We start from the raw sequence: 23,202 nt of genomic DNA, 5'->3' as shown, positions 1-23,202 counted from the left end.
GGATTCCTTGATCAGTCGGCGCGAGACGGACTGTTCTGCTCGCCGAGGGTCTTGTCGTCGCTGATGGCAATGTGCGCGCCGTTGTCCAGTTTGATCTGGCCAGCCGTCACCACTTGTTCGCCGCTCTTCACGCCCTTGTTGATCATCACCAGGCCATCACGGCGTTCACCGGTTTCGATGAAGCGGCGTTCGGCGATCAGCACCGGTTGGCCCTTGTCATCCTTTTCGACGCTGCCGTCCGCGGCTTTCTTTTGCCCGACCACGTAGACCGAGTTGCCGTAGAGGGTGTAGGTGATCGCGCTCTCCGGCACGACAATGTGTTTCTGTGGATCCGGCAGCAATACCTCGAGGCTGGCGAACATGCCCGGCAGCAATTTGCCGTCGGGGTTGGCCAGCGTGGCGCGAACCAGAATGTTGCGCGTTGTGCTTTCGACGATCGGGTTGATCGCGCTGATCTTGCCGGCGAAGTTTTGCTTGGGATACGCGGCGACAGCAATCTGCACCGGCTGACCGATGGCTAGTTTCGGCACCGATTGTTCGGGCAGATAGAAGTCGGCGTAGAGGCTGCTCAGATCTTGCAGCGTGGCGATTTTGGTGCCGCTGGCGAGGTAGTCGCCGACGTCGACCTGACGGATGCCGATGGTGCCGCTGAACGGTGCGAGGATGCGTTTTTTCGCCAGCGAAGCGTTGAGCTGATTGACCGTGGCTTTGTTTTTTTGCAGTACAGCGGAGAGCCGGTCGTACTCGCCTTTGGAGATTGCGCGGCTGTCGACCAGTTGCGCGCCACGGCCGAAGTCCAGTTGCGCCAGCCCGAGATCAGCCTTGGCGGTTTCCAGCAGGGCGGTTTCGACGCCACTGTCGAGTTGCAGCAAGGGTTGCCCGGCCTTGACCTTCTGTCCGGACTCGAACTTGAGTTCGGTGACGGTGCCGGCCACTTCCAGGCTCAGCTCGACACCTTGCAGCGCCTTGAGAGAGCCGACGGTGGGCAAACGCATCTGCCACGGTTGCTCGTTGGCATTGGCCACGGCAACGCTGATTGGCGGTTTCGGCTTGGAAAAGCCCTGGATCATTGTGTAGATCGAAAAGGCTTTGTATCCGCCCAGCACCAGGACGATCAACAAAACAACACCCAACATGATCAGCATGCGGCGACGCAGCATATTTCCAGTTCCTTGGATAAATCAGGTGAGACAGGCGGGCACATTACTCCGAGTACAGGGGGGATTCCAACTGGCAGTTCTTACAGGGGGGCGCAAAAAGACCGGAGCCTGCGGCAGTTCCTGCAGAGGAGTGCATTCCAATGCAGGAGCTGCCGCAGGCTGCGATCTTTTAAGGCAGTTTTACGCCATCAAGTGCAGATGGTTGTCCCAGAGCCCCGCCGGTAATTCCAGTGGCTTGGCCAGCAGCTCATCCTGACGGCAATCGTAGTAACGGCAACGTCCTTGCCCGGAGGTCACGACAAAACCGTCCTTCACCGCACCCACACCCGCGCAATCGGGCAACGGCGCGTCGAGGCGCACCTCGCCACTGTCCAGATCCCAGATAAAGAAGCGGTTGCCACGCGGCGCCGTCAGCGCAACCAGGCGCAAGTCGCTGTGCACCGCAACACTTGCGGTGTAATGCCCCATCGACTGCAACTGATGCTCCGGCACCGGGAACGCCACGAACGGCTGCCCCGGACGCTTGATCGCCAGCAACTCCGAACGCTCATGCGAGGCGCCCATGAACTGCTGACCGGCGACGATGGTGCCGTCGCTGGCGATGCCCAGATGGCGCACGCTGTTCATCTGCTGGGCGAGCGTTTCCTTGCTCAGCAGGGTGCCATCGCGCTGCATCAGCACCAGACTTGGCTCCATGGCGTTGAGGTTCATGTCGACGCGGCTTTCTGCCTCGGTACGAATCCCGCCATTGGCCACCACCAGCGTCTCGCCATCGGGCATCCACGACACCTGATGCGGGCCGAGACCGTGGGTGGAAATCTCGCCCGTGTGCACCAGTCGCTCGCCTTCGAACTTGTAGACGCCGAGCAGGCCACGGCCAGGATCGGTGGTGTCGTTCTCGGTGGCGTACAGGTATTCGCCGTCCTTGTGCACCACGGCGTGGCCGTAGAAGTGCCGGTTCGGCTGCGAGGTCACGGTCTGCAGCAACTTACCGTCGCGCAGGTCGACCAGGTAGCTTTCGGTGCCCGGACGCCGCGCGACGAACAGCGCAATCGGCTGCGTCGGATGGTTGATGATGTCGTGGCAACGCTGCCCGACTTCGGTGGCGAACACCCGCGTGCCATCCAGCCGATAGCCGACGGCGTAGTGTTTGCCGTCGGTGTCGTCGCGCGCCGACAGCAACAGCGGGCTCTGATCCTTGCGTTTGAACAGCGTCCAGCCGCCCAGCGTCACTGCTCCCAGCAGTGCACTACCTAAAGTCAGAACCTGACGTCGCAGCATGGCACTTGCCCTCATCAGTCACCGTCGTTGGCGTTGAAGCCCAGTTGGATGCCCAGCGCCTTGGCCAGTTCGCCTTCGTGCAGGCGATGGACGACGTTGAGGCTGTCGTAAATGTCGTTCAGTTGCTGACGACCGGCGTCGTCTTCGAGCATTTCGCCGAGCGAACGCTGAGTGCTGTCGAACAGTTTCAGCGAAGCGGCGTAGGCTGCGTCGATCTTGTCGGCCAATGGCTTCTGATCGCTTGGCAGCAGGCTGCGCAGGCCTTTGTTGTCGACGCCTTCCCAAACGGTTTTGGCAGCGGCGAGGCTGGCCTCCAGTGCGGTCAGCGAGGACTGGCTGCGCCAGGCATCGGCCTGGAACGGTTGAGGCACGCCTTTGCTCTGACGGCCCATTGGCGTGCCGAGTTTTTTCTTCAGAGTGTCCAGTGCAGTGACTTGCACACGCAGCAGATCGGCGATCGCTTCGTGGGAGTCGGCGTAGCGCTGGTTGGGGAACTTGGTCATCTGCGCGAGCATGCCGTCAGTGTTGTTCCAGCCCTGCAGAATCTCTTCGGCCAGTTGCTTCTGTCGTTCGCCAATGGCGATCAGCAGTGGGCAGTACTTGGCTTTCTGCTCGGCGTTGGCCACGTCAGGCTTGGCGTCGAACAGGATGTACTCGTACGCCGACAGACCTTGAACGACTACGCTCGATTTGGCCAGGGCGGCGTCGTCGATCTGCGGCTGCGCGACGACCAGTTGCTCGACCTGACGGCCGACGAGGTTCTTCTTGTCCGGCCAGAACTGTACCTGCCACGAACGGTTGCCCTCGGCCAACGGGCCGATCAGCAGCGGTTGCAGCTCGGCCCAGGCTTTCTGCGCGTGCAGGAAATCGGCGCGGGCGGTTTCCAGGGTTTCCTTGCCCTGGCAATAGGCGAGGGCGCTGACCGCCAGTTGCTTGTCGGCCTCGACCCAACGGGTGTAGGTCGGCAGGATCACCGATTTGGCGATGGCCGCCGACGTGACCGCTTGTGGATCCTGCGGCGAGCAGGCACCGAGGGCGAGCGCGGCAAGGCTGGTGAACAGTAGCTTGGGACGGAACATGTCGGGCTCCCGATTCTTTTTCAGTGTTTAAAGTGAGTTCAAAAACGCCAGCAGCGCGGCGCGCTGCTCGGCATTGAAAGACAAAACCTGTTGCTGCGCGGCTTGCGCTTCGCCGCCATGCCAGAGCACCGCTTCGAGCAGATTGCGCGCGCGACCGTCATGCAAAAACTGTGTGTGGCCGCTGACGGCTTGCGTCAGGCCGATCCCCCACAACGGCGGCGTGCGCCAGTCGCGGCCGGAGGCCTGGAATTCCGTACGGTTGTCGGCCAGGCCGTCGCCCATGTCATGCAGCAACAGATCGCTGTACGGACGAATCACTTGATTGGCCAGTTCAGGTTCGGCCGCGTTGGCGACGGTGGTGTATTTCGGCGTGTGGCACGAATCGCAACCGGCCTGGAAAAACAGGTTCTTGCCGGCCAGCACTTGTGCATCGTTGACGCCACGCCGCGCGGGTACGGCGAGGTTACGGCTGTAGAACAGCACCAGACGCAGGATGTTGTCGCTGACTTCCGGCTCGCCGTCCGGGCCATTGCCGTTTGGCGCCTGTTTGCAGGCAGTTTGCGCCTCGGTGCAGTCATCGAAGGGGCGCAGACTGGTGGTGAGGCCCATGTCACCGGAAAACGCGTGAACATTCTGTTGATTGAGGTTCGGTTGCCCGGCTTTCCAGCCGAATCTGCCCATGACGGTCTTTTGCAACGCATCATCCCAGACCTGATTGGGACGGCCATTGATGCCTTTGTTGTCTTTGGCTTGCGCGGCGGCGTTGGCCAGAATCGCTTCTTCGGGGATTGCTTCGAGCAGGCCCAGGCCAATCATCGGCGGCGCGACGCGGGCCGAGAAACGCGTGTCCGGGTGCATCGGGCCGTAGCCCAGTTGGGTGATCTGCAACACTGGCTTGCGCAATTCGACTTCGGTGCCGTCCTTGAAACGCACGGGCACTGGCGTGTAATCGACGCGCACTTTGCCTTCCGGGGCGACGCCGGGCACGGCCATGTCCTGGAACTGGCCGCCGTAGACCGGCTCAGGCACTACGCCAGCCTGCTCGATGAGCCGGGCATATTCCGGCGCGTCGGGGATCGACAGCCTGACCAGCATCGACACCGCGTTGGCCGCATCCGGCGTCGGTGGGTGGCCGCGACCGTCTTTGATGTGGCAGTTCTGGCAGGCGTTGGTGTTGAACAACGGGCCGAGGCCATCGCGCGCCGTGGTGGTCGACGGTGCGATCACCCATGGGCTGCGGAAGAAACTGTTGCCGACACTGAAATCCACTCGCCGTGACGGTGGCAGGTTGGCCGAGGGCAGGGAGAATGCGTTCTGATCGGTCTTGCGCACGGTCGCTGCACCGCCCGAACGTGCTTCACCCGGCTCAGCCTTGGTGAAACGCGGGGCGTCATCGCAGGCACTCAGGCCCAGGGCCAGCAACAGTGCGGACAAGCGAAGAGGCAGCGAGGGCATCAGACATCCTGCGGACGGGCGAAAATAAAGGCGCAAAGTCTAACAGGGCGAAGGAGTTTGAATAAGAGGAATTATCGTTTGCTTGATATGAAGCAAACCTAAAGGCCAATGCAAACCTTGTGGGAGCGAGCTTGCTCGCGAAAGCGGAGTTCGTCGCTCTGCTGGTGTTGCGCCAGATGCCGCCTTCGCGAGCAAGCTCGCTCCCACAGGGATTGGTGGTGCACTTGATATTGGGTACACCTTGAAGCAGGGGGTTGTGTTTGGCATGCATGAAAAAGGCGACCCGAAGGTCGCCTTTTTTGAATCGGACGCAGTGATCAGAACTCGTGATCAGCGTTGTCCGGGTTCAGGTCGCTGATGCCCAGTTTGCCGGCAGCGGCTTCGATCGAACCGGTCTGCTTGACCAGCGAGGCGATGGCGTCGCGAACGATCTGGTTGCCCGCAGTGTTGCCGGCAGCGATCAGTTGGTCGTAGTGCTCACCCTTGTTGGCGTGATCGACCATGACCTGGATCTTCGCTTCGGTAGCGGCCAGATCGGCTTTCAGTGCGGTGTCGGCAGCCGGGTCGGCCTTGGCTACCAGCGACGACAGGCTGGCGCCGGTCATTTTGGTGCCGTCAACACGGGTGTACTCGCCCAGGTAGACGTTACGAATGCCTTTGGCATCGTAGAAGTGCGAGTTGTGGGTGTTGTCGCTGAAGCAATCCTGCTCGTCTTCAGGGGAGTTGGCTTCCAGGGAAACCTTCATACGTTCGCCCGCCAGTTCACCCAGGGACAGGCTGCCCATGCCGAAGAGCATTTTGCGCAGACCGGTTTCGCCCGGCTCGGCTTCCAGGGTGGCACGGTAGTTGTCAGCCACGTTCGGCTTCCAGTTGCCGACCATTTCTTCCAGGTCGCTGACCAGCAGTTGGGTCACGGACTTCAGGTAAGCACGACGACGATCGTTGTGACCGCCAGTGGCGCCGGCGCCTTCCAGGTAGTCGGAGGCCGGACGGTTGCCAGCGCCAGGGCCGGTGCCGTTGAGGTCCTGGCCCCACAGCAGGAATTCGATCGCGTGGTAGCCGGTGGCGACGTTGGCTTCGGAACCGCCCAGCTCGTTGAGGCTGGCGAGTTTTTCCGGGGTGATGTCTTTGACGTCGACCTTGTCTTCGCCGACCTGAACTTCGGTGTTGGCAATGATGTTGGCGGTGGCGCCCGGGTTACCCAGTGCGTGCTCGTAGGATTTGTCGACGTAGTCGATCAGACCCTCGTCCAGTGGCCAGGCGTTAACCTGACCTTCCCAATCGTCGATGATGGTGTTGCCGAAGCGGAACACTTCGCTCTGCAGGTACGGAACGCGCGCGGCGACCCAGGCAGCCTTGGCGGCTTTCAGGGTGTCGGCGTTGGGCTTGGCGAGGAAGGCGTCGACGGCGGTCTGCAGGGTTTTCGCGGTGGATTCGGCATCGCTGTAAACGGCGAAGACCATGTCGGCGTAGTGCGCGACCACAGCCTTGGCGGCGGCTTCGTCGACTTTACCGGCAGCGGCAGGCGCCGCAGGTGCGCTGGTGCTGGCGGCTGGGGTCGGTGCGGCCGGAGCGGCGGCCTTGTCTTTGCCTTCGCCGCAACCGGCGAGGGAAATAGCGATGGCCAGCAGACTGGCGGTAGCCAGAGGCATACGAATCATGGCGAACATCCTGCTTCGATAGTTGAGTGGACTCGCGCTGGGGGTGCGCAAAACTGCGACATAATGCAAATCTTTCGCATTATGTGTAAAGGGTTGTGGCTGGAAATATTTCTTATTTACGCAGATCAAAAGATCGCAGCCTGCGGCAGCTCCTACAGTGGGAACGCATTCCAAATGTAGGCGCTGCCGCAGGCTGCGATCTTTTGATCTTCTAGAGAATGGCCGCGTTACTGCGTTGCGCCTGTTTGAGATAGGCGCCCAGTTCCCGGGCCGGCAGCGGTTTGCTGTAGTGGTAACCCTGACCTTCGTGGCAGCCTTCGGAGATGATGTAGCTTTCCTGTTCGGCGGTTTCCACGCCCTCGGCAATTACCTGCATGCCCAGGCTCTTGCCCAGTTGAATGATCGCGCGAACGATGGTCGCATCGTCGTCGTCATCGAGCAGGTCCTGAACGAAGCTCTTGTCGATCTTGATCTTGTCCAGCGGCAGGCTTTTCAGATAGCTCAGGGATGAATAGCCGGTGCCGAAGTCATCGATGGCGATCAAAGCGCCAGAGCGGCGCAGGCTGAGCAAGTGCTGGGCGGCGGTGCTGATGTCTTCCATCAGGCCGGTTTCGGTGACCTCCAGTTCCAGACTGCGCGGTGGCAGGCGGTACATCTGCAGCAGGTTGTTGACCACGCGCGGCAATTCGGCGTGGTGCAGTTGCACGGTCGATAGATTCACTGCCATGCGCAGGTCGGCGAAACCCATATCGTGCCATTCGCGCAATTGCTTGCAGGCCTGATCGAGCACCCATTCGCCAATGGCGATGATCGTGCCGTTCTGCTCTGCCAGCGGAATGAACAGGTCCGGCGGCACCAGACCGTGTTCCGGATGCTGCCAGCGAATCAGCGCTTCGACGCCGACCACGCGGTGATCGCGATAGCTGATCTGCGGCTGATAGACGAGATAGAACTGATCACGCAACAGCGCATCGCGCAGGTCTTTTTCCAGTTCACGACGACGGCGCATCTCGCTATCTACACTGGCGATGTAGAACTGATAGCGGTTGCGCGAGCGGGTCTTGGCCAGGGTCATGGTCTGCTCGGCCTTCTGCAACAGCTTCTCGGTGCTGTCGCCGTCCTCCGGGAACAGGGTGATGCCAATGGTCGCGCGCAGGCGGATTTCCTGATGGTCGAGGGCGAACGGCGCCTCCAGATCATCAAGGATGCTTTGCGCCAGTTCGGCCGCTTCGTAAGGTTGCTCGATATCCGCTTGTACCAGTGCGAACTGGTCGCCGCCGAGGCGGGCGAGGGCGCCGAGGCGGCCGCTGTGGGCGCGCAGACGATCGGCCAGGGCCAGCAACAATTGGTCGCCGGTCTGGTAGCTGAATTGCTCGTTGATGCCTTTGAAATCATCCAGCCCCACGCACAACACCGCGACCCGGCGTTGCAGCTTGCCGGCGTCGACCAGAATCTTGTCCAGTTGCTGCTGGAGTTGCTGGCGATTCGGCAGGCCGGTGAGGAAGTCGTACTGGGCCATGCGCAGCAGACTGTTTTCCGCTTCATGACGCAGATGGGTGTTGCGTTCGATCGACTCAAGCAACTGATTGGCGGTGTTGATCCAGATCCCCAGCTCGTTTTTTTCGTGGCCCTTGAGCTGCGGAATCTTGTGTTCGCTGGGGCGATCGGGGTTGATCTCGGTGAGGTGTTCGATGATCCGCGACAACGGCTTGGTCAGCAGCCAGTGATAGACCAGATACAACACCAGGCCCATGGCCAGTGCGCGCAAAACCCCGGAAATAAAGATGATCACCGAACTGACGATAAAGCCCTCGCCATAGGTGGCGGTGTCGAGGGTGATGCTCAGGTCGCCGTAGTACTCGCTGTACGGACCACGCCCTACCAGTTGCGTGGTGAAGGTGCGTTCTTGGCCGAGAATCAGGTCGGTCAGCCAGCGGCTGTTGGACTGCTGCAATTCGCGGGACTTCTGCGCGAGCATGGCTTCGTTGGGATGGCCGATAGAAGCCTGACGCACGGCATCGTCCTGGAACAGGCCTTCGATCACCTGCATGCCCATTTCCCGGTCGAGGCTGTAAACCGCCTGGGTCGAGGGATCGCGGAACATGTCGAGGATGCGTTCGGCGTCGCCGGCAACGGCCTGGCGGGTTTTGTAAGCATCGAAAACGATCTGTGCGCAGCTCAAGACTACGCCGACGATCAATGCCGACAGGAGCACGACCCGGAGCAACTTCACCGACAAGCTGTTCTTGAGTTCCAGCTTCAAAGGGTTATTCCTTGTTCCGTGCGGGTAGCGTCAAGTTGCCATGAGTATTGGCAATCCCGAGTTTGCAGTCAAAGGGACAATCAGACCGGGGACGATTCGCCCATAGCCTTGGCCGAAATGCTGCTGTCTGGAGTATTAGCCCTAATTTGTACTATGTCGGTAGTTTCGCCCCTCAACTTGAGCGGTTCGCAGCATTTTTTCCTCTTTTTGATGTTAGCCCGCTGTGGCATGGCGGCAAGCAGCGGCAGACAGCTTTCAGCGTGAGAAAAACGCTATTTAAATGCAGGCATAAAAAACCCGGCAAAAGCCGGGTTTTTTGACTGGCGCGCAGCTTAAGCGGTGAAGGTTTTGCCTTCGAACTGCTCAGCAACGAACTTCCAGTTGACCAGGTTCCAGAACGCTTCGACATACTTCGGACGAACGTTGCGGTAGTCGATGTAGTAAGCGTGTTCCCAGACGTCGCAGGTCAGCAGCGGGGTGTCGCCGCTGGTCAGCGGGTTGCCGGCGCCGATGGTGCTGGCCAGAGCCAGGGAACCGTCAGCCTTTTTCACCAGCCAGCCCCAGCCGGAACCGAAGGTGCCGATCGAGGTTTTGCTGAACTCTTCCTTGAACTTGTCGAACGAACCGAAAGCAGCATTGATGGCTTCAGCCAGCGCGCCGGTTGGTTGACCGCCGGCGTTTGGCGCCAGGCAGTTCCAGTAGAAAGTGTGGTTCCAGACCTGAGCGGCGTTGTTGAAGATACCGCCCGAGGAAGTCTTGACGATTTCTTCCAGGGTCTTGCCTTCGAACTCGGTGCCTGGCACCAGGTTGTTCAGGTTCACGACATAGGTGTTGTGGTGCTTGTCGTGGTGGTATTCCAGGGTTTCCTTGGAAATGTGCGGCTGCAGGGCATCGTGTGCGTAAGGCAGCGGCGGCAATTCGAAAGCCATGATGATTCTCCTAATCAGGTCTGTTGCGGTGAGCGCAAGGCCGATCACGGGCGGCCAGAAATGCACCGGCGAGTTTTTACTCTTTGCGGCGCAGGGTTTCGATCATAGCACCGGGGTTGCGCCATAACCACGCAACAACTGTGTGGGATAGAGGTTCCAGAGCGGTTTGGAATAAATCAGCTCGCCAATATCAACTGCCCGGCGACCGTGAACATCATCAGCGCCACCACCAGATCAAGAATCCGCCAGGTACTCGGACGTGCCAGATATGGCGCCAACCACGCAGCACCCAGTGCCAACGTGAAAAACCACAGCAACGAAGCACTCGCCGCGCCCACTACATAAGCGCCCGGCACCGATTGCTGCGCGCCGAGCGAGCCGATCAGCAACACCGTATCCAGGTAAACGTGCGGGTTGAGCAGCGTCACCGCCAAAGCGCTGAGCATTACCGCACGCAGCGAACGCACGGTCTGATTCTCGCCTTGCCCCATGCTCTGTTTCGAACACGCCCGGCGCAGCGCCTGGCTGCCGTACCAGATCAGAAACGTCGCGCCGCCCCAACGGGCAATCGCCAGCAGCATCGGGTTCTGCGCCAGAATCGTCGCCAGCCCGAATACTCCGGCCGCCACCAGCAGCGCATCGCAAACCACGCACAACGCCGCCACGGGCAGGTGATGTTCACGACGCAGGCTCTGCGCCAATACAAAAGCGTTCTGCGTGCCGATCGCCATGATCAGCCCGAACGCCACCAGCAGGCCGTTCACATAGCTTTGCCACATAACAATTACTCCGCGTTGGCTGCGAGATCGCGCAGCACTTGCATGGCGCGTTCGGCGTCGGCCTGGCCGACGAACAAATGGTCGTGGTAATAGCCGGCAATCACGTTGCAACTGATCCCGGCCTTGCCCAGTGCCGTGGCGAATGCGGCGGTGAGGCCCACGGCTTCCAGCGCCGAGTGCACGTTGAGGGTGATCCACGCGGCGATGTAGTCGAAACTGAAACCGGCCTGTTCAGCTTGGGAGCGTTCGAGAATCACGGTCAGGCCTTCCTGTTCGCGGAAGCTGCCGACGATCTCCAGATCCCTCGGTAATACGCCATCGGGCAGGGTGCAGAATACGTATTCGCCGGCGTTCAATTGCGGGCTCATGCTGCGCAACAAGGTTGTGAGTGAGGTTTCGCCAGCCATTGCAGTGATCCTTGATAAAGAGTGCTTGCTGGCTATTCTCCGGGCGAAACCTGTATAAGAAAAACCAATAGTGCTGATCGCTCATTAGGAAAACTGATGTTCGACTACAAATTGCTTTCTGCTCTGGCCGCTGTGGTCGAGCAGGCCGGCTTCGAACGGGCCGCGCAGGTGCTGGGTTTGTCGCAATCGGCGATTTCGCAGCGGATCAAACTGCTCGAAGCGCGGGTCGGCCAACCGGTGTTGATTCGCGGCACGCCACCGTCGCCGACCGAGATAGGCCGGCGTCTGCTCAACCATGTGCAGCAGGTGCGTCTGCTCGAGCGTGACCTGCAAACCCTTGTGCCCGCGCTGGACGAGGAGGGGGGGCCGGAACGTTTGCGCATCGCTCTTAATGCCGACAGCCTCGCCACGTGGTGGGCCAAAGCGGTGGGAGATTTTTGCGCCGAACAACATTTGCTGCTCGATCTGATTGTCGAAGACCAGACCGTCGGCCTCAAACGCATGCGCGCCGGTGAAGTGGCCGCGTGCCTCTGCGCCAGTGAACGACCGGTGGCCGGCGCACGCAGTGTGTTGCTCGGGGCGATGCGTTATCGCGCGCTGGCCAGCCCGGCGTTCATCGCACGGCATTTCCCCGACGGCGTGCGCGCCGAGCAACTGCCACGCACCCCGGCGCTGGTGTTCGGCCCGGACGACTTCCTCCAGCATCGTTACCTCGCCTCGTTGGGCGTCGATGGCGGATTCGAACACCATTTATGTCCTTCCTCGGAAGGTTTTATCCGCCTGATCGAAGCCGGACTGGGCTGGGGCCTGGTGCCGGAACTGCAAGTGCGCGATCAATTGCAACGCGGGTTATTGCGTGAACTGCTGCCAGATAAACCGATCGACGTGCCGTTGTACTGGCATCATTGGCGTAATGGCGGTCAGTTGCTGGGCTTGCTGACCGAGCAATTGCTGCGTTCTTCGGCGCAATGGCTAGTGCCGTTGGACTGAGGGCCAGCGTCAAGACACTCGAATCAGGCAAAACGAAAGACATCGGAGCTTTACATGAGAATTCTGGTCACCGGCGCAAGCGGCTTCATTGGCGGACGCTTTGCGCGTTTCGCCCTGGAGCAGGGCCTGGACGTGCGGGTTAACGGTCGCCGGGCCGAGAGCGTCGAACATCTGGTGCGCCGTGGCGCCGAGTTTGTGCCCGGCGACCTGACCGATCCCGATCTGGTCCGCGAGTTGTGTTCCGATGTTGAAGCCGTGGTGCATTGCGCGGGCGCCGTCGGGCTGTGGGGCCGCTATCAGGACTTTCATCAAGGCAACGTGCAGGTCACCGAAAACGTTGTCGAAGCCTGTCTGAAACAGCGCGTCCGCCGTTTGGTGCATCTGTCGTCGCCATCGATCTATTTCGATGGCCGCGATCATTTCAACCTGACGGAAGAGCAAGTACCCAAGCGCTTCAAGCATCACTACGCCGCGACCAAATATCTGGCTGAGCAAAAGGTTTTCGGTGCGCAGGAGTTCGGCCTGGAAACCATTGCCCTGCGCCCGCGTTTCGTCACCGGCGCCGGTGATATGAGCATCTTCCCGCGCCTGCTTAATATGCAGCGCAAGGGCCGCCTGGCGATCATCGGCAATGGCCTGAACAAAGTCGATTTCACCAGCGTGCAGAACCTCAACGAAGCGATGCTCAGCAGTTTGCTGGCCGCCGGTTCCGCGCTGGGCAAGGCCTACAACATCAGCAACGGTGCGCCGGTACCGTTGTGGGATGTGGTCAATTACGTGATGCGCAAGATGGAAGTGCCACAGGTCACCAAGTACCGATCGTATGGTCTGGCCTACAGCGTCGCGGCGCTCAACGAAGGTGCATGCAAGCTCTGGCCCGGGCGTCCGGAGCCAACCCTGTCGCGGCTCGGCATGCAGGTAATGAAAAAATTTCACCCTCGACATCAGCCGCGCCCGGCATTATCTCGACTACGATCCGAAAGTCAGCCTGTGGTCGGCGCTGGATGAGTTCTGCGGCTGGTGGAAAGCTCAGGACATCCGTTGAAACGATTCGGCCGGGCGGCAATGAACCGTGTAGCCGCTTGGGGGTCAATCCCTGCGGCTGCGGCGGTTATACTTCGCAGCATTTAGCCATCACCGCGTTTCACAAAGGTTGCCTCAATGTCCATGCGTAATGATGCCCACGACGATTTCGATGATGTCCCGAGCCTGCGTGCCGACACCTTCGACGACGATGACATTCCGACCACCGCTCGCACCTCCGTGCATTCGCGCACGCCGCCCGTGGTCAAGGTCAAGGCGGCCAGCACCGGCCCGTTGTGGGCGTTGGTCGGCGCACTGTTTTTCGCCTTCGTCGGTCTGGCCTGGTGGAGTTTCCAGCAAATCTCGTTGATGGAGCAGCAACTGGTTGCGACTCAGGAAAGCTTCGCGCGCATCAGTGAAGAAGCGGCGGGGCGCTTGCAGGACATTTCCGGCAAGGTCGTGGCCAGCCAGTCCAACGTCACCAGCGACAGCGAAGCCCTCAAGCTGCAGATCAAACAGCTCGAAGGCAAGCTGCTCGATCAGAGCAAACAGCAGCAAGGCGTCGCGGGACAGGCCAGTGATCTGGACAAACGACTGGCACAGATGACCGCGCAGACCACTGAACAGCAGAACGCCAATACCCAGTTGCAGGCGCAGGTCAAAGCCTTGACTGCGGAACTGGCGACGGTGAAAAGCACGCCGGCCGACACCAGCAAGGTCGACGCTCAGTTGAAGGCCTTTGACGCGCAGTTCAAAAGCCTCGGTGCCGATATCGCGGCGTTGAAGAAGCAGGGCAACCCGAGCGCGGCGATCGATCGCCTCGAACAGGAAATCGTCGTCCTCAAAAGCGAGCAGGACAACCGCCCGGCAGCCCCGCAAGGCGGCGGCAATACCGCCGAGTTCGACGCTTTCCGCGGGCAGATGACCCGCAACATCAATACCCTTCAGGCGCAGATTCAGAACCTGCAGCAGCAGATCAATTCCCGCCCGTAAGACTTGCTCAACGGTGGTGAGGCTCGCCTCACCACTCAAGCCGCGAAACGTTCAGAAACCCTCTGAATATCCATACATCAGCCCAAGCCGTCTACGCTCTTGAAACACCAACAAGAACGAGGGATGCGCTATGGGGTTTTTGCATAAAGTGGCCTGGCTCAGCGTGATGTTACTGGCCGGTTTCGGCCAGGCCAGCGCCGCCACGACCGCCAAGGATGACAGTCAGGCCGCCATCGCCTTGCTGGAAAAAGCCCTGGCCTATTACCACGACAATGGCGACAAGGCGTTCGCCGCGTTCAGCCGGCAGGGCGAGTTCGTCGACAAGGATCGCTACGTGTTCGTGGTCGACACCAAAGGCGTGATGCTCGCCAGCGGCGGGCCTTCATCAGCGTTGATCGGTCGTGACGTCAGTGAAGTGCTCGGCCCGGATTTGCAGAAAACCTTCAAGGACGCGTTGAAAGTGCCGGAAGGCAACGGCATCCAGCAGGCCGAATACCGTTGGCAGAACTGGTCGGACGGCAAGGTCGAGCGCAAGCATGTGTATTACCAGCGCATCGGTCAGCGGATTCTGGCGGTGGGTTACTACTTGCCGCGAGCCTCGGCCGAGCAGGCCAAGGCGTTGCTCGATAAAGCGGCGACTGATTTGGGCAAAGACGAGAAGGCCACGCTGACGGCGATCAACTCACTCAAGGGTGGCTACTTGCAGGACGACTTGTATGTGTTTGTGGTTGATCTGAACACCCAGCGCTACGTTGCCCACGGCACCAACCTGCGCTTGATCAACACCGACTTCGGCAAGATCAAGGATCCGGATGGCAAACCGGTGGGCGAGCCGATTCTGGCGCTGATCGGCAAGCAGGATGACGGTGAGTATGAATACCGCTGGAAGAACCCGGTGACCGGCAAGGTCGAGGACAAACATGCTTACCTGAAGAAGGCCGGGCATTTCCTTGTAGCCGTCGGTTACTACAGCCCCTGAGTGAAACACCGGCTTCCTGTAGGAGTGAGCCTGCTCGCGATGCGGTGTGTCATTTAGCGATGATGTCAACTGACATACCGCATCGCGAGCAGGCTCACTCCTACAAGGGGTCTGCGTTGTTTGAATTATTTGGCGCCGTGCTCGCGTCCGCGCAGCAGGTTGTTCGGCATCGCAATCGCTGCCGCCAATCCCAGCAACGACACCGCCGCACTTACCCACAGCAAATGCCGGAATGTCACCAGCAATTCCGCGCGCAAGGCGTTCTGCGCATCACCCGGCGCGGCGTTCAGACCATCGAGCAGGACGTTGCCCGAATGCCCTTCGCTCATCAGTGAACTGCTTGCCAGATGGGCGAAGCTGGAGTCCTGTAACAACGCCAGCAACAGCGCCGACATCAACGCCACACCCACTGCGCCGCCGAGGGAGCGAAACAGGTTGGTGGTGCTGGTCGCTACGCCGATGTCGCGTTGCTCTACCGAGTTTTGCGTGCCGACCAGCGAAGTCGGGAATTGCATGCCGCTGGAGATACCGCAGAGCAACATGAACAGACCACTGACCAGCGTCGCCTCGGGTGGGCTGAACGCCATACCGAAGATCGCAACCGGCATCAGCATCGCACCGGTCAGAATCTGCGGTTTGTAGCGTCCGGTAATCGACGTGCGACGCCCGGCGAAAAACGCACCAATCGGCAGCCCCATCGCCAGCGGCAGCAAGTGCAACGCGGCACTGTCGGCCCCTGCCCCAGTGACACTCTGAAAGCGCAGCGGCATCAGCACGATCAACGAAATCGCCTGGAAACTGGTGAAGAAAATCGTGCACCAGCACAGCAGCGCGTTGCGATTGGCGAACAGGTGCATCGGCAGCAACGGCTCCCGCGCCCGGCGTTCGTGCCAGACAAACAGCGCCAACACCACCACCGCACATGCAAACAGCCCGAGCACTTCACTGCTGCGCCACGAATGACCCTGGCCAACCTGAGTGATTCCCAGCAGCAGGGCAGTGAGGCCGATGATCATCAGCAGCGTGCCGAGGTAATCGATGACCGGTTTGCGCTGGGGAATCGGCAGGCCACGCAGATTGCGCCGCGCCACCCACCAGGCACCGAGGCCCAGCGGCAGGTTGATCAGAAATACCCAGCGCCACGACAGGTATTCGGTCATGTAACCGCCGAGTACCGGGCCGGCGACACTGGCCACCGCGTACATGCTGCTGAAGTAACCCTGATAGCGCCCGCGTTCGCGCGGCGGCACGATGTCGCCGATGATCGCCTGACTCACCGAGATCATCCCGCCAGCGCCGATGCCCTGAAGGATCCGCGCCAGCACCAGTTGCTCCATGCTCTGCGCCATGCCGCAAAAGAGTGAGGCGAGGGTGAACAGGCCCATGCCGAACAGCATCAGTTTGCGCCGCCCGTACAAGTCGCCGAGCTTGCCGTAGATCGGCACGGCCACCGTCATCGCGACCATGTACCCGGAAATCACCCAGGCCAGCAGGCTGACGTCCTTGAACTGCGCAGAAATGGCCGGCATCGACACGGCGACAATGGTTTGGTCCAGCGCGCCGAGAAAGATCGCCATCATCAGCGCGACCAGCACGCTGCGAATGGCCGGTTTGGGCGTTTCGGGGTGATTGAGATTGGTCACGGGCAAAACCTGCGGGCAGTGAGAGTCCCGCAGATCATCAGGCGAGCGGGGATGCTCGCCAGTGTAAGTCGGTAGCAGGCTATTCGATAGCCTCATAAGGAAGTCCGACGTAATTTTCTGCAATGGTTTTTCGCCCTGCTTCTGAACTGACAAAGTAGTCCAGTTCCGAGGCGCTGATGCGCTGGCTGAACGCATCGTGGTCATCGAAGCGATGCAGCATCGAGGTCATCCACCAGGAAAAGCGCTCGGCTTTCCACACGCGGCGCAGGCAGATTTCCGAGTATTTCTCCAGCAGATCGGTGCGGTCGTCGCGATAAACCTTCAGCAGAATATTGAACAACGTGCTGACGTCGCTGGCGGCCAGATTCAAACCCTTGGCGCCAGTGGGCGGGACGATATGCGCCGCGTCGCCGACGAGAAACATCCGTCCGTACTGCATCGGCTCGACGACAAAACTGCGCAGCGGCGCGATGCTTTTCTCGATCGAAGGGCCTGTGACCAGTTTCTCCGCGAGCGCCACCGGCAGACGATTTTTCAGTTCATCCCAAAAGCGCTGATCGCTCCAGTCATCGACATTTTCATCCGCCGGCACTTGCAGGTAATAGCGGGTGCGGGTGGCCGAACGCATGCTGCACAGGGCGAAGCCACGTTCATGGCGGGCGTAGACCAATTCGTCATGCACCGGCGGTGTGTCCGCCAGAATCCCCAGCCAGCCAAACGGATAAACCCGCTCGAAGACCTTCAGGCTATCGGCCGGAATCGACTGCCGCGCGACACCGTGGAAACCGTCGCAACCGGCGATGTAATCACAATCGACGCGAAAGGTTTCGCCGTCCTTTTCGAAGGTGACAAATGCCTCGTCGCTTTTCATGCCGTGAGGAACGACATCCCTCGCCTGGTAAATGGTCGGCGCACCAGCCTCCCGACGAGCGGCCATCAGGTCGCGGGTGACTTCGGTCTGGCCGTAGATCATCACGCTCTTGCCACCGGTCAGCGCGTGCAGATCGATGTGCACCTGACGTCCGTCCAGGGCCAGATCGAAACCGCCATGCACCAGACCTTCGGCGTCCATGCGCTGACTCACGCCAGCCTGACGCAACAGCTCTACCATGCCCTGTTCAAGTACCCCGGCGCGAATGCGTCCGAGCACGTAATCAGGTGTCTGGCGTTCAAGGATGAGGGTGTCGATACCAGCGTTGTGCAGCAACTGGCCGAGGAGCAATCCGGACGGACCGGCGCCGATAATGGCGACTTGGGTTTTCAGCGTTTTCATTGTTTTTATGGCTCGCAAGCTTCACGCGACAAGCGCCGGTGAATATTTTTCATGGATCGAGTGCTTGCATTTTTCCCTTGCGGGTCTGTCAATTGAAGGTGAAAACTGAGCTGATACCTGTACATTCTGCCAATCGGTGCGATTATCGCCCACAACCCCGAGGCCTGGATTGAAGTGATGAACAAGCCTGAGCTGCCTTCGATTCCAGTGTTCAAGCTCTACGGTGAAAGCCTGGACTGGCCGACCCCTGACTTGCTGCACTGTGAAACCATTTCCTCCCGCAGTCGCGAACATGAGTGGGAAATCAAACCCCACCGCCATGCTGATTTGTGCCAGTTGCTCTTCGTCTTCAAAGGTCAGGCAGAGCTTGAGATCGAAGGGCAGCGCACGCAACTCCACACCCCGGCGATTCAAGTGCTGCCACCGTTATCGGTGCACGGCTTTCGCTTTTCCGAAGACGTCGAAGGGTTCATCGTTACCCTCGCCACACCGCTGATCAATCACTTGCAGGCGCAACTGGGCGATTCGGTGCACGCACTGGCCAGTGCAGAGAACTACCCGGCAGGCACCGACGGTGATTACCTCAACAGCCTGTTCTCGGCATTGCAGGCCGAATACAACGGTCATCAACCGGCGCGGGAAATGCTCATGCATTCGCTGGTCAGCGTGATCATGGTCTGGGTCAGCCGGCAGGCGATCGTGCGGCACAAAGCCAGTCAGCGGCCGCAACGTCAGCGCGAATACCTCAATGGCTTTATTCAATTGGTCGAGGAAACTTATCGCCAGCATGTGAAGGTTGAAGACCTGGCGCATCGGCTGGGGATTTCGGTATCGCACCTTAACGGCACTTGCCGTGAACTGGCGGGGCAACCGGCGTTGCAGATCATGCACGAGCGTCAGTTGCTGGAAGCCAAGCGCTTGCTGACCTACACCAGCATGACGATTTACGAGATGTCGGAGTTGTTGGGGTTTTCCGATCCGACCAACTTCACGCGCCTGTTCCGGCGCCGGGTGGGGATTTCACCAAAGGCTTTCCGCGACAGCCTGAAGGCCGAACACTGATCCACAGACACCACAACACCCCTGTAGGAGTGAGCCTGCTCGCGATAGCGGTGTGTCATACAATAAAGTTTGACTGACACACCGCTATCGCGAGCAGGCTCACTCCTACAGTTGAATATCAGCGCAATGCGTTCAGAGTGGCATTGTGCGGAATGCAGCGCTCGAAGTTGCAGCTCGCATACTCGCGCGGCAGTTGTCGCAGCTGTTCGACCCGCCAGGCGGCGGTGCCGTACAGCGCCAGCGTGGCGGCGCAGGTGATGAAAATCGCGACGTACCTTCTTGTTTTGATGTTCATGGCGTAGACCTCTGAACGACATACCCTGCGGTATTACTTTCAGCATAGGTCAGCGGTGGGGAGTTGCCAGCGAGTGTGCTCGAGGATTTAACCGACCATTCAGCACGCTGATGGACGCTTTGTGGGAGCGAGCTTGCTCGCGAAGAGGGCGTGTCAGCCAATGCAGATTTCGAATGAAATTCCCTCTTCGCGAGCAAGCTCGCTCCCACAGTGGATTGGGTTTACAGGCCGATATCCCATTCGGGGTTTTCGGGGAACCTGAGCACCAGAAAATCCAGCATGCTGCGCAGTGCCGCCGGCATGTGTTTGCGCGAGGCGTACACCGCGTAGATGTTCATCTGTCGCGGCTCGGCATGGGGCAGCAGGCGGACCAGTTCGCCGCTGTGAATATGCACCCCGGCCTGATAGGTCGGCAGCATCGCCACCCCCGCGCCAGCCAGTGTCGCGCGCAATAACGTGCTGGCCTCGTTGGCGCTGATATTGCCCTGCACCGGCACTGAAACCGGTTCGCCATCCTCCTCGAAATGCCATAGGCTTTTGCCGAAATACGAGTGCGTCAGGCAATTGTGTCGGCTCAACTCGTCGACCCGTAACGGCGCCGGATACTCCTTTAGATAAGCCGGCGCGGCACACACCACCGAACGACAAACGGTCAGGCGTCGGGCGATCAGGTTGGGGTCGAGATCGTTACTGGTGCGAATCGCCAGGTCGATGCGCTCATCGACCAGATTCACCGTGCGATCGAGCATTTGCAGATCGATGCTCACACCCGGATAGCGTTTGACGTAGGCGGCCATCGCATCCGCCAGTTGGGCCTGGCCGAACGAAGTGCTGACGCTGATCCGCAATAGCCCGCGCGGGGCATCGTGGGGTTCGCTGACGGCGGCCTGCATGTCGCTCGACAACTCCAGCATCTGCCGGCAGCGCGGCAGAATCTCACTGCCGGCGGCGGTCAGGCTCAACTTGCGCGTGGTGCGGTGCATCAGGCGTGCGCCGACCCAGTCCTCCAGCTCTGCCAGATAACGTGAAACCACCGGCCGCGAAAGGTCCAGATGATCGGCCGCTGCCGACTGGCTGCCCAGGTCCACCACGGTGACAAACACCCGCATTGCTTGGAGACGATCCATGATTTGCCCGCTTTCAGAAACAAACTATGTTCAAGCATCGCATTTTTTGTACTGAGTCAGGCAACTAAGCTCTGTTCCATCGCCAAACACGGCATTCGGACACCGGAGCAACAGATGATCGGTTTCACCACACTCAAACGCGTTCTGCTCGCCACTGCTTCCCTGGGTTTCGCCGCGCATGCAGCGGCTGCCAATCTGACCCTGGATGTCTACAACCCAGGGACAAACGCGATTTTCCCGGTGACCTCGGTGCTGGTCAGCGGTGAGAAAGACGCGATCCTGGTTGATGCGCAATTCGGCAAATCCCAGGCCGAGCAAGTCGTGGAAAAGATCCGCGCCAGCGGCAAGCACCTGACCACTATCTACATCAGCCACGGCGACCCGGATTACTACTTCGGCCTTGATACCCTGACCAAGGCATTCCCGGAGGCCAAGGTATTGGCCTCGCAGCCGACGGTTGATCACATCAACAAAACCGTCGCCGGCAAACTGGCCTTCTGGGGCCCGAAAATGGGCGCCGACGTGCCGGCGAAAACCATCGTGCCGGGCGTGCTCAAGGGTGACAGCCTGATGCTCGAAGGGCAGAAATTGCAGGTCATCGGCCTCGACGGCAAACAACCGGATCGCAGTTTTGTGTGGATCCCGTCGCTCAAAGCCGTGGTCGGTGGTGTGGTTGTCGCCGAGAACATCCACGTATGGATGGCCGATACCCAGAGCGCGCAATCCCACGCCGACTGGCTGGAAACGTTGCACTCGATCGAAACCCTCAAACCGAACACCGTGGTGCCGGGTCACTACCTGGGTGACAGCAGCCGCTCGCAGGCCAGCGTGAAATTCACCGCCGACTACATTAAGGCTTTCGACGCGGAAACCGCCAAGGCCAAAGATTCCGCCGCACTGATCGCCGCGATGAAAAAGCGCTACCCGACACTCGGCGAAGAAAGTTCGCTGGAGCTGAGCGCGAAAGTCGCCAAGGGCGAAATGCAGTGGTAAGCCGATTCTGAAAACGCAGCACTCTCAAGCCAACTGGAGAATGTCATGAGCAAGATCGCAATCATTGGTGCCACCGGCCGAGCCGGTAGCCAACTGCTGGAAGAAGCCCTGCGTCGCGGCCATAGCGTCACCGCTATCGCCCGCGATACCTCGAAGATCGGCGCCCGTAGCGGTGTGGTCAGCAAGAAAGTCGATGTGCTGGATTCGGCCGCGTTGCAGGACGCCGTGGCCGGTCATGATGTGGTGATCACCGCCGCGCATTTTGCCACCGTGCCTGCGGCGGCGATTGTCGGGCCGGTGAAGCAGGCAGGCGTTCAGCGTTTGCTGGTAGTGGGCGGTGCCGGTTCGTTGTTGCTGCCGGACGACACGCGAGTGATCGACAGTGCGGGGTTTCCGGCCGAGTACAAAACTGAAGCCAGTGCGGGTGCGGCGTTTCTTGAGGCGTTGCGTCAGGAGCAGGAGCTGGACTGGACCTTTCTGTCGCCTTCGGCGGAGTTTGTCGAAGGTGAGCGTACGGGTAGTTTCCGTGTCGGTCAGGATCACTTGCTGGTGAGCGCTGAAGGGCGTAGCTGGATCACCTTTGCCGATTACGCGATTGCGCTGATCGACGAGGTGGAAACGCCGAAGCATTCGCGTCAGCGGTTTACTGTCGGGTATTGATATACAGCTTTACCCTCACCCCAGCCCTCCCGAAACGTCGGACCGCCCGAGGGAGAGGGAGCCGACCGAGGTGTCTGGCGCTGTACATCGACCTGAAAAATCCAGTCGATTATGGATTCAAAGCCAATCGTTCAGGTCGCTGAACCTCTTCAATATCCCCCGGTCAGTCCCCTCTCCCTCGGGCGGTCCGACGTTTCGGGAGGGTTAGGGTGAGGGGGAAGGCCTCACCGCAAATGCGCCTGCTCAACCAGCCAGATCATCAATTCTTCCAGCTGCGGCGAAGGCTCGGTTCCCGCAGGCACCACCACGTAATACGCCAGCCCTGTCTTCACCTTCAACTCAAACGGCATCACCAGCCGTCCGGCACGCAAGTCGTCGCCGATCAACGACCAGTCGCCAATCGCCACCCCCGTCCCATGCGACGCCATCGACATCGCCTGATCCAGCGTTTCGAAATGCTGGCCCATGTTGACGTTATTCAACTGCAGTTCGGCCGCCGTCAGCCAGACCTTCCAGTCCTGAGTGTCGCGGGTCGGATGCAGCAACAGATGCTGTTGCAGATCAGCCGGGTCAGACAGTTCCGGTGGGCCTTTCAAAAGTGCCGGTGAGCAAACCGGGGTCAGTTGTTCATCGAACAGATGCAGCGCGGTCGAGGAGTTGTCCGGCGGCGTTCCGTAGATCACCGCCGCGTCGAACTGCTCGCGCTGAAAATCCACGCCATGGGCCAACGTCGTGGTCAGTTTGACCGGCACATCCGGGCGTTCCTTTTGCCATTGCAGCAGGCGCGGCACCAGCCAGCGCATCACACAACTGGGCGCCTTGAGTTGCAGGGTTTCGCGCTTGAGACCGATCTGCTCGGTGGCCTCAGTGATCAGACCGAAGACCTTCTCCACCCGTGGCAACCACTCCCGGCCTTCGGCCGTCAACTCCAGGCCACGGGCCAGACGGATGAACAGTTCATACCCCAGATGATCTTCCAGCCCGGCGATCTGCCGGCTCACCGCGCCTTGTGTGATGTGCAATTGCTCGGCGGCCCGGGTGAAGTTGCAGCACTGCGCGGTGATCAGAAACGTATGCAGGGCGGGCAGGGGAGGCAGTCGTTTCATGGGGATCCAAGGTATGACGTGAGGACATGGCTAGTATGACTTTT

General features: G+C 60.1%; 20 protein-coding genes and 1 pseudogene. 7 read left to right on the top strand and 14 right to left on the bottom strand.

The window, feature by feature from the left end; translation table 11 throughout:
- Positions 1-11: 11 nt before the first annotated feature.
- From AB4N74_RS17595 to AB4N74_RS17555, 9 genes are all read right to left on the bottom strand, one after another.
- Entirely contained in the window at positions 12-1,160 is a 1,149-nt protein-coding gene (locus AB4N74_RS17595) for an efflux RND transporter periplasmic adaptor subunit (RefSeq protein ID WP_460096748.1), read from the bottom strand.
- A gap of 180 nt (positions 1,161-1,340) precedes the next feature.
- Complete coding sequence (locus tag AB4N74_RS17590) at positions 1,341-2,441, bottom strand: DUF1513 domain-containing protein (protein ID WP_460092085.1); 1,101 nt, start codon at positions 2,439-2,441, stop codon at positions 1,341-1,343.
- Between the two features lie 14 nt (positions 2,442-2,455).
- Positions 2,456-3,520 (bottom strand): imelysin family protein, encoded by a 1,065-nt coding sequence (locus tag AB4N74_RS17585; protein ID WP_460096746.1) that lies wholly within the window; start codon positions 3,518-3,520, stop codon positions 2,456-2,458.
- Between the two features lie 27 nt (positions 3,521-3,547).
- Complete coding sequence (locus AB4N74_RS17580; protein WP_460096744.1) at positions 3,548-4,975, bottom strand: di-heme oxidoreductase family protein; 1,428 nt, start codon at positions 4,973-4,975, stop codon at positions 3,548-3,550.
- 317 nt (positions 4,976-5,292) lie between these two features.
- Entirely contained in the window at positions 5,293-6,636 is a 1,344-nt protein-coding gene (locus AB4N74_RS17575; RefSeq protein ID WP_093430551.1) for an imelysin family protein, read from the bottom strand.
- A gap of 211 nt (positions 6,637-6,847) precedes the next feature.
- A complete protein-coding gene (locus tag AB4N74_RS17570; protein WP_093430550.1) occupies positions 6,848-8,899 on the bottom strand; it encodes a putative bifunctional diguanylate cyclase/phosphodiesterase in 2,052 nt (683 codons plus the stop codon).
- Between the two features lie 332 nt (positions 8,900-9,231).
- A complete protein-coding gene (locus tag AB4N74_RS17565) occupies positions 9,232-9,828 on the bottom strand; it encodes a superoxide dismutase (RefSeq protein ID WP_007918933.1) in 597 nt (198 codons plus the stop codon).
- A 176-nt stretch (positions 9,829-10,004) separates the two neighbouring features.
- Positions 10,005-10,607 (bottom strand): LysE/ArgO family amino acid transporter, encoded by a 603-nt coding sequence (locus AB4N74_RS17560; protein ID WP_093430549.1) that lies wholly within the window; start codon positions 10,605-10,607, stop codon positions 10,005-10,007.
- A gap of 5 nt (positions 10,608-10,612) precedes the next feature.
- On the bottom strand, positions 10,613-11,014 hold the full coding sequence (locus tag AB4N74_RS17555; protein ID WP_099757039.1) for an ACT domain-containing protein: 402 nt from the start codon (positions 11,012-11,014) through the stop codon (positions 10,613-10,615).
- Positions 11,015-11,110: 96 nt separating this feature from the next.
- Here AB4N74_RS17555 and AB4N74_RS17550 point away from each other — a divergent pair, with 96 nt between their 5' ends.
- From AB4N74_RS17550 to AB4N74_RS17535, 4 genes and pseudogenes are all read left to right on the top strand, one after another.
- A complete protein-coding gene (locus AB4N74_RS17550; RefSeq protein ID WP_186622839.1) occupies positions 11,111-12,004 on the top strand; it encodes a LysR family transcriptional regulator ArgP in 894 nt (297 codons plus the stop codon).
- Positions 12,005-12,058: 54 nt separating this feature from the next.
- Positions 12,059-13,049 (top strand): annotated as a pseudogene (locus AB4N74_RS17545) (NAD-dependent epimerase/dehydratase family protein).
- 116 nt (positions 13,050-13,165) lie between these two features.
- Positions 13,166-14,020, top strand: coding sequence for an ATPase (locus tag AB4N74_RS17540; RefSeq protein WP_093430545.1), 855 nt, complete (start codon positions 13,166-13,168; stop codon positions 14,018-14,020).
- A gap of 130 nt (positions 14,021-14,150) precedes the next feature.
- Positions 14,151-14,999: a cache domain-containing protein gene (locus AB4N74_RS17535; RefSeq protein WP_099757038.1), complete on the top strand. Its 849-nt coding sequence runs from the start codon at positions 14,151-14,153 to the stop codon at positions 14,997-14,999.
- Positions 15,000-15,124: 125 nt separating this feature from the next.
- Here AB4N74_RS17535 and AB4N74_RS17530 read toward each other — a convergent pair whose 3' ends face one another.
- Positions 15,125-16,642, bottom strand: a complete 1,518-nt coding sequence (locus tag AB4N74_RS17530) for an MDR family MFS transporter (RefSeq protein ID WP_320336417.1) — start codon at positions 16,640-16,642, stop codon at positions 15,125-15,127.
- 79 nt (positions 16,643-16,721) lie between these two features.
- On the bottom strand, positions 16,722-17,915 hold the full coding sequence (gene pobA, locus AB4N74_RS17525; protein ID WP_099757036.1) for a 4-hydroxybenzoate 3-monooxygenase: 1,194 nt from the start codon (positions 17,913-17,915) through the stop codon (positions 16,722-16,724).
- A 177-nt stretch (positions 17,916-18,092) separates the two neighbouring features.
- Here pobA and AB4N74_RS17520 point away from each other — a divergent pair, with 177 nt between their 5' ends.
- Complete coding sequence (locus AB4N74_RS17520) at positions 18,093-18,977, top strand: helix-turn-helix domain-containing protein (protein ID WP_186622833.1); 885 nt, start codon at positions 18,093-18,095, stop codon at positions 18,975-18,977.
- A 118-nt stretch (positions 18,978-19,095) separates the two neighbouring features.
- On the opposite strand, the gene AB4N74_RS17515 is transcribed toward AB4N74_RS17520, so the two are convergent.
- Together AB4N74_RS17515 and AB4N74_RS17510 are read right to left on the bottom strand one after the other, a co-directional pair.
- A complete protein-coding gene (locus AB4N74_RS17515) occupies positions 19,096-19,272 on the bottom strand; it encodes a hypothetical protein (protein WP_007912636.1) in 177 nt (58 codons plus the stop codon).
- A gap of 221 nt (positions 19,273-19,493) precedes the next feature.
- The gene (locus AB4N74_RS17510) at positions 19,494-20,399 is read right to left on the bottom strand and encodes a LysR family transcriptional regulator (protein ID WP_218568192.1); all 906 of its coding nucleotides are present in this window, start codon (positions 20,397-20,399) and stop codon (positions 19,494-19,496) included.
- A 114-nt stretch (positions 20,400-20,513) separates the two neighbouring features.
- Here AB4N74_RS17510 and AB4N74_RS17505 point away from each other — a divergent pair, with 114 nt between their 5' ends.
- Positions 20,514-21,392: an MBL fold metallo-hydrolase gene (locus tag AB4N74_RS17505; protein ID WP_257356004.1), complete on the top strand. Its 879-nt coding sequence runs from the start codon at positions 20,514-20,516 to the stop codon at positions 21,390-21,392.
- Positions 21,393-21,437: 45 nt separating this feature from the next.
- Positions 21,438-22,052, top strand: coding sequence for an NAD(P)-dependent oxidoreductase (locus AB4N74_RS17500; RefSeq protein WP_093430538.1), 615 nt, complete (start codon positions 21,438-21,440; stop codon positions 22,050-22,052).
- A 224-nt stretch (positions 22,053-22,276) separates the two neighbouring features.
- On the opposite strand, the gene AB4N74_RS17495 is transcribed toward AB4N74_RS17500, so the two are convergent.
- Positions 22,277-23,158 (bottom strand): LysR substrate-binding domain-containing protein, encoded by an 882-nt coding sequence (locus AB4N74_RS17495; protein WP_460096736.1) that lies wholly within the window; start codon positions 23,156-23,158, stop codon positions 22,277-22,279.
- Positions 23,159-23,202 lie beyond the last annotated feature (44 nt).

It is taken from the genome of Pseudomonas sp. H3_C08 (assembly GCF_054669455.1).
This window is presented reverse-complemented; position numbering and strand designations above follow the sequence as displayed.

Excerpts from the sequence above, each read along its gene's own strand:
- AB4N74_RS17535 (WP_099757038.1), top strand. The coding sequence starts at position 14,151 with ATGGGGTTTTTGCATAAAGTGGCCTGGCTCAGCGTGATGTTACTGGCC.
- AB4N74_RS17590 (WP_460092085.1), bottom strand. The coding sequence starts at position 2,441 with ATGCTGCGACGTCAGGTTCTGACTTTAGGTAGTGCACTGCTGGGAGCA.
- AB4N74_RS17580 (WP_460096744.1), bottom strand. The coding sequence starts at position 4,975 with ATGCCCTCGCTGCCTCTTCGCTTGTCCGCACTGTTGCTGGCCCTGGGC.
- pobA (WP_099757036.1), bottom strand. The coding sequence starts at position 17,915 with ATGAAAACGCTGAAAACCCAAGTCGCCATTATCGGCGCCGGTCCGTCC.
- AB4N74_RS17565 (WP_007918933.1), bottom strand. The coding sequence starts at position 9,828 with ATGGCTTTCGAATTGCCGCCGCTGCCTTACGCACACGATGCCCTGCAG.
- AB4N74_RS17515 (WP_007912636.1), bottom strand. The coding sequence starts at position 19,272 with ATGAACATCAAAACAAGAAGGTACGTCGCGATTTTCATCACCTGCGCC.
- AB4N74_RS17585 (WP_460096746.1), bottom strand. The coding sequence starts at position 3,520 with ATGTTCCGTCCCAAGCTACTGTTCACCAGCCTTGCCGCGCTCGCCCTC.
- AB4N74_RS17575 (WP_093430551.1), bottom strand. The coding sequence starts at position 6,636 with ATGATTCGTATGCCTCTGGCTACCGCCAGTCTGCTGGCCATCGCTATT.
- AB4N74_RS17505 (WP_257356004.1), top strand. The coding sequence starts at position 20,514 with ATGATCGGTTTCACCACACTCAAACGCGTTCTGCTCGCCACTGCTTCC.
- AB4N74_RS17540 (WP_093430545.1), top strand. The coding sequence starts at position 13,166 with ATGTCCATGCGTAATGATGCCCACGACGATTTCGATGATGTCCCGAGC.
- AB4N74_RS17520 (WP_186622833.1), top strand. The coding sequence starts at position 18,093 with ATGAACAAGCCTGAGCTGCCTTCGATTCCAGTGTTCAAGCTCTACGGT.
- AB4N74_RS17555 (WP_099757039.1), bottom strand. The coding sequence starts at position 11,014 with ATGGCTGGCGAAACCTCACTCACAACCTTGTTGCGCAGCATGAGCCCG.
- AB4N74_RS17500 (WP_093430538.1), top strand. The coding sequence starts at position 21,438 with ATGAGCAAGATCGCAATCATTGGTGCCACCGGCCGAGCCGGTAGCCAA.
- AB4N74_RS17510 (WP_218568192.1), bottom strand. The coding sequence starts at position 20,399 with ATGGATCGTCTCCAAGCAATGCGGGTGTTTGTCACCGTGGTGGACCTG.
- AB4N74_RS17595 (WP_460096748.1), bottom strand. The coding sequence starts at position 1,160 with ATGCTGCGTCGCCGCATGCTGATCATGTTGGGTGTTGTTTTGTTGATC.
- AB4N74_RS17495 (WP_460096736.1), bottom strand. The coding sequence starts at position 23,158 with ATGAAACGACTGCCTCCCCTGCCCGCCCTGCATACGTTTCTGATCACC.
- AB4N74_RS17560 (WP_093430549.1), bottom strand. The coding sequence starts at position 10,607 with ATGTGGCAAAGCTATGTGAACGGCCTGCTGGTGGCGTTCGGGCTGATC.
- AB4N74_RS17550 (WP_186622839.1), top strand. The coding sequence starts at position 11,111 with ATGTTCGACTACAAATTGCTTTCTGCTCTGGCCGCTGTGGTCGAGCAG.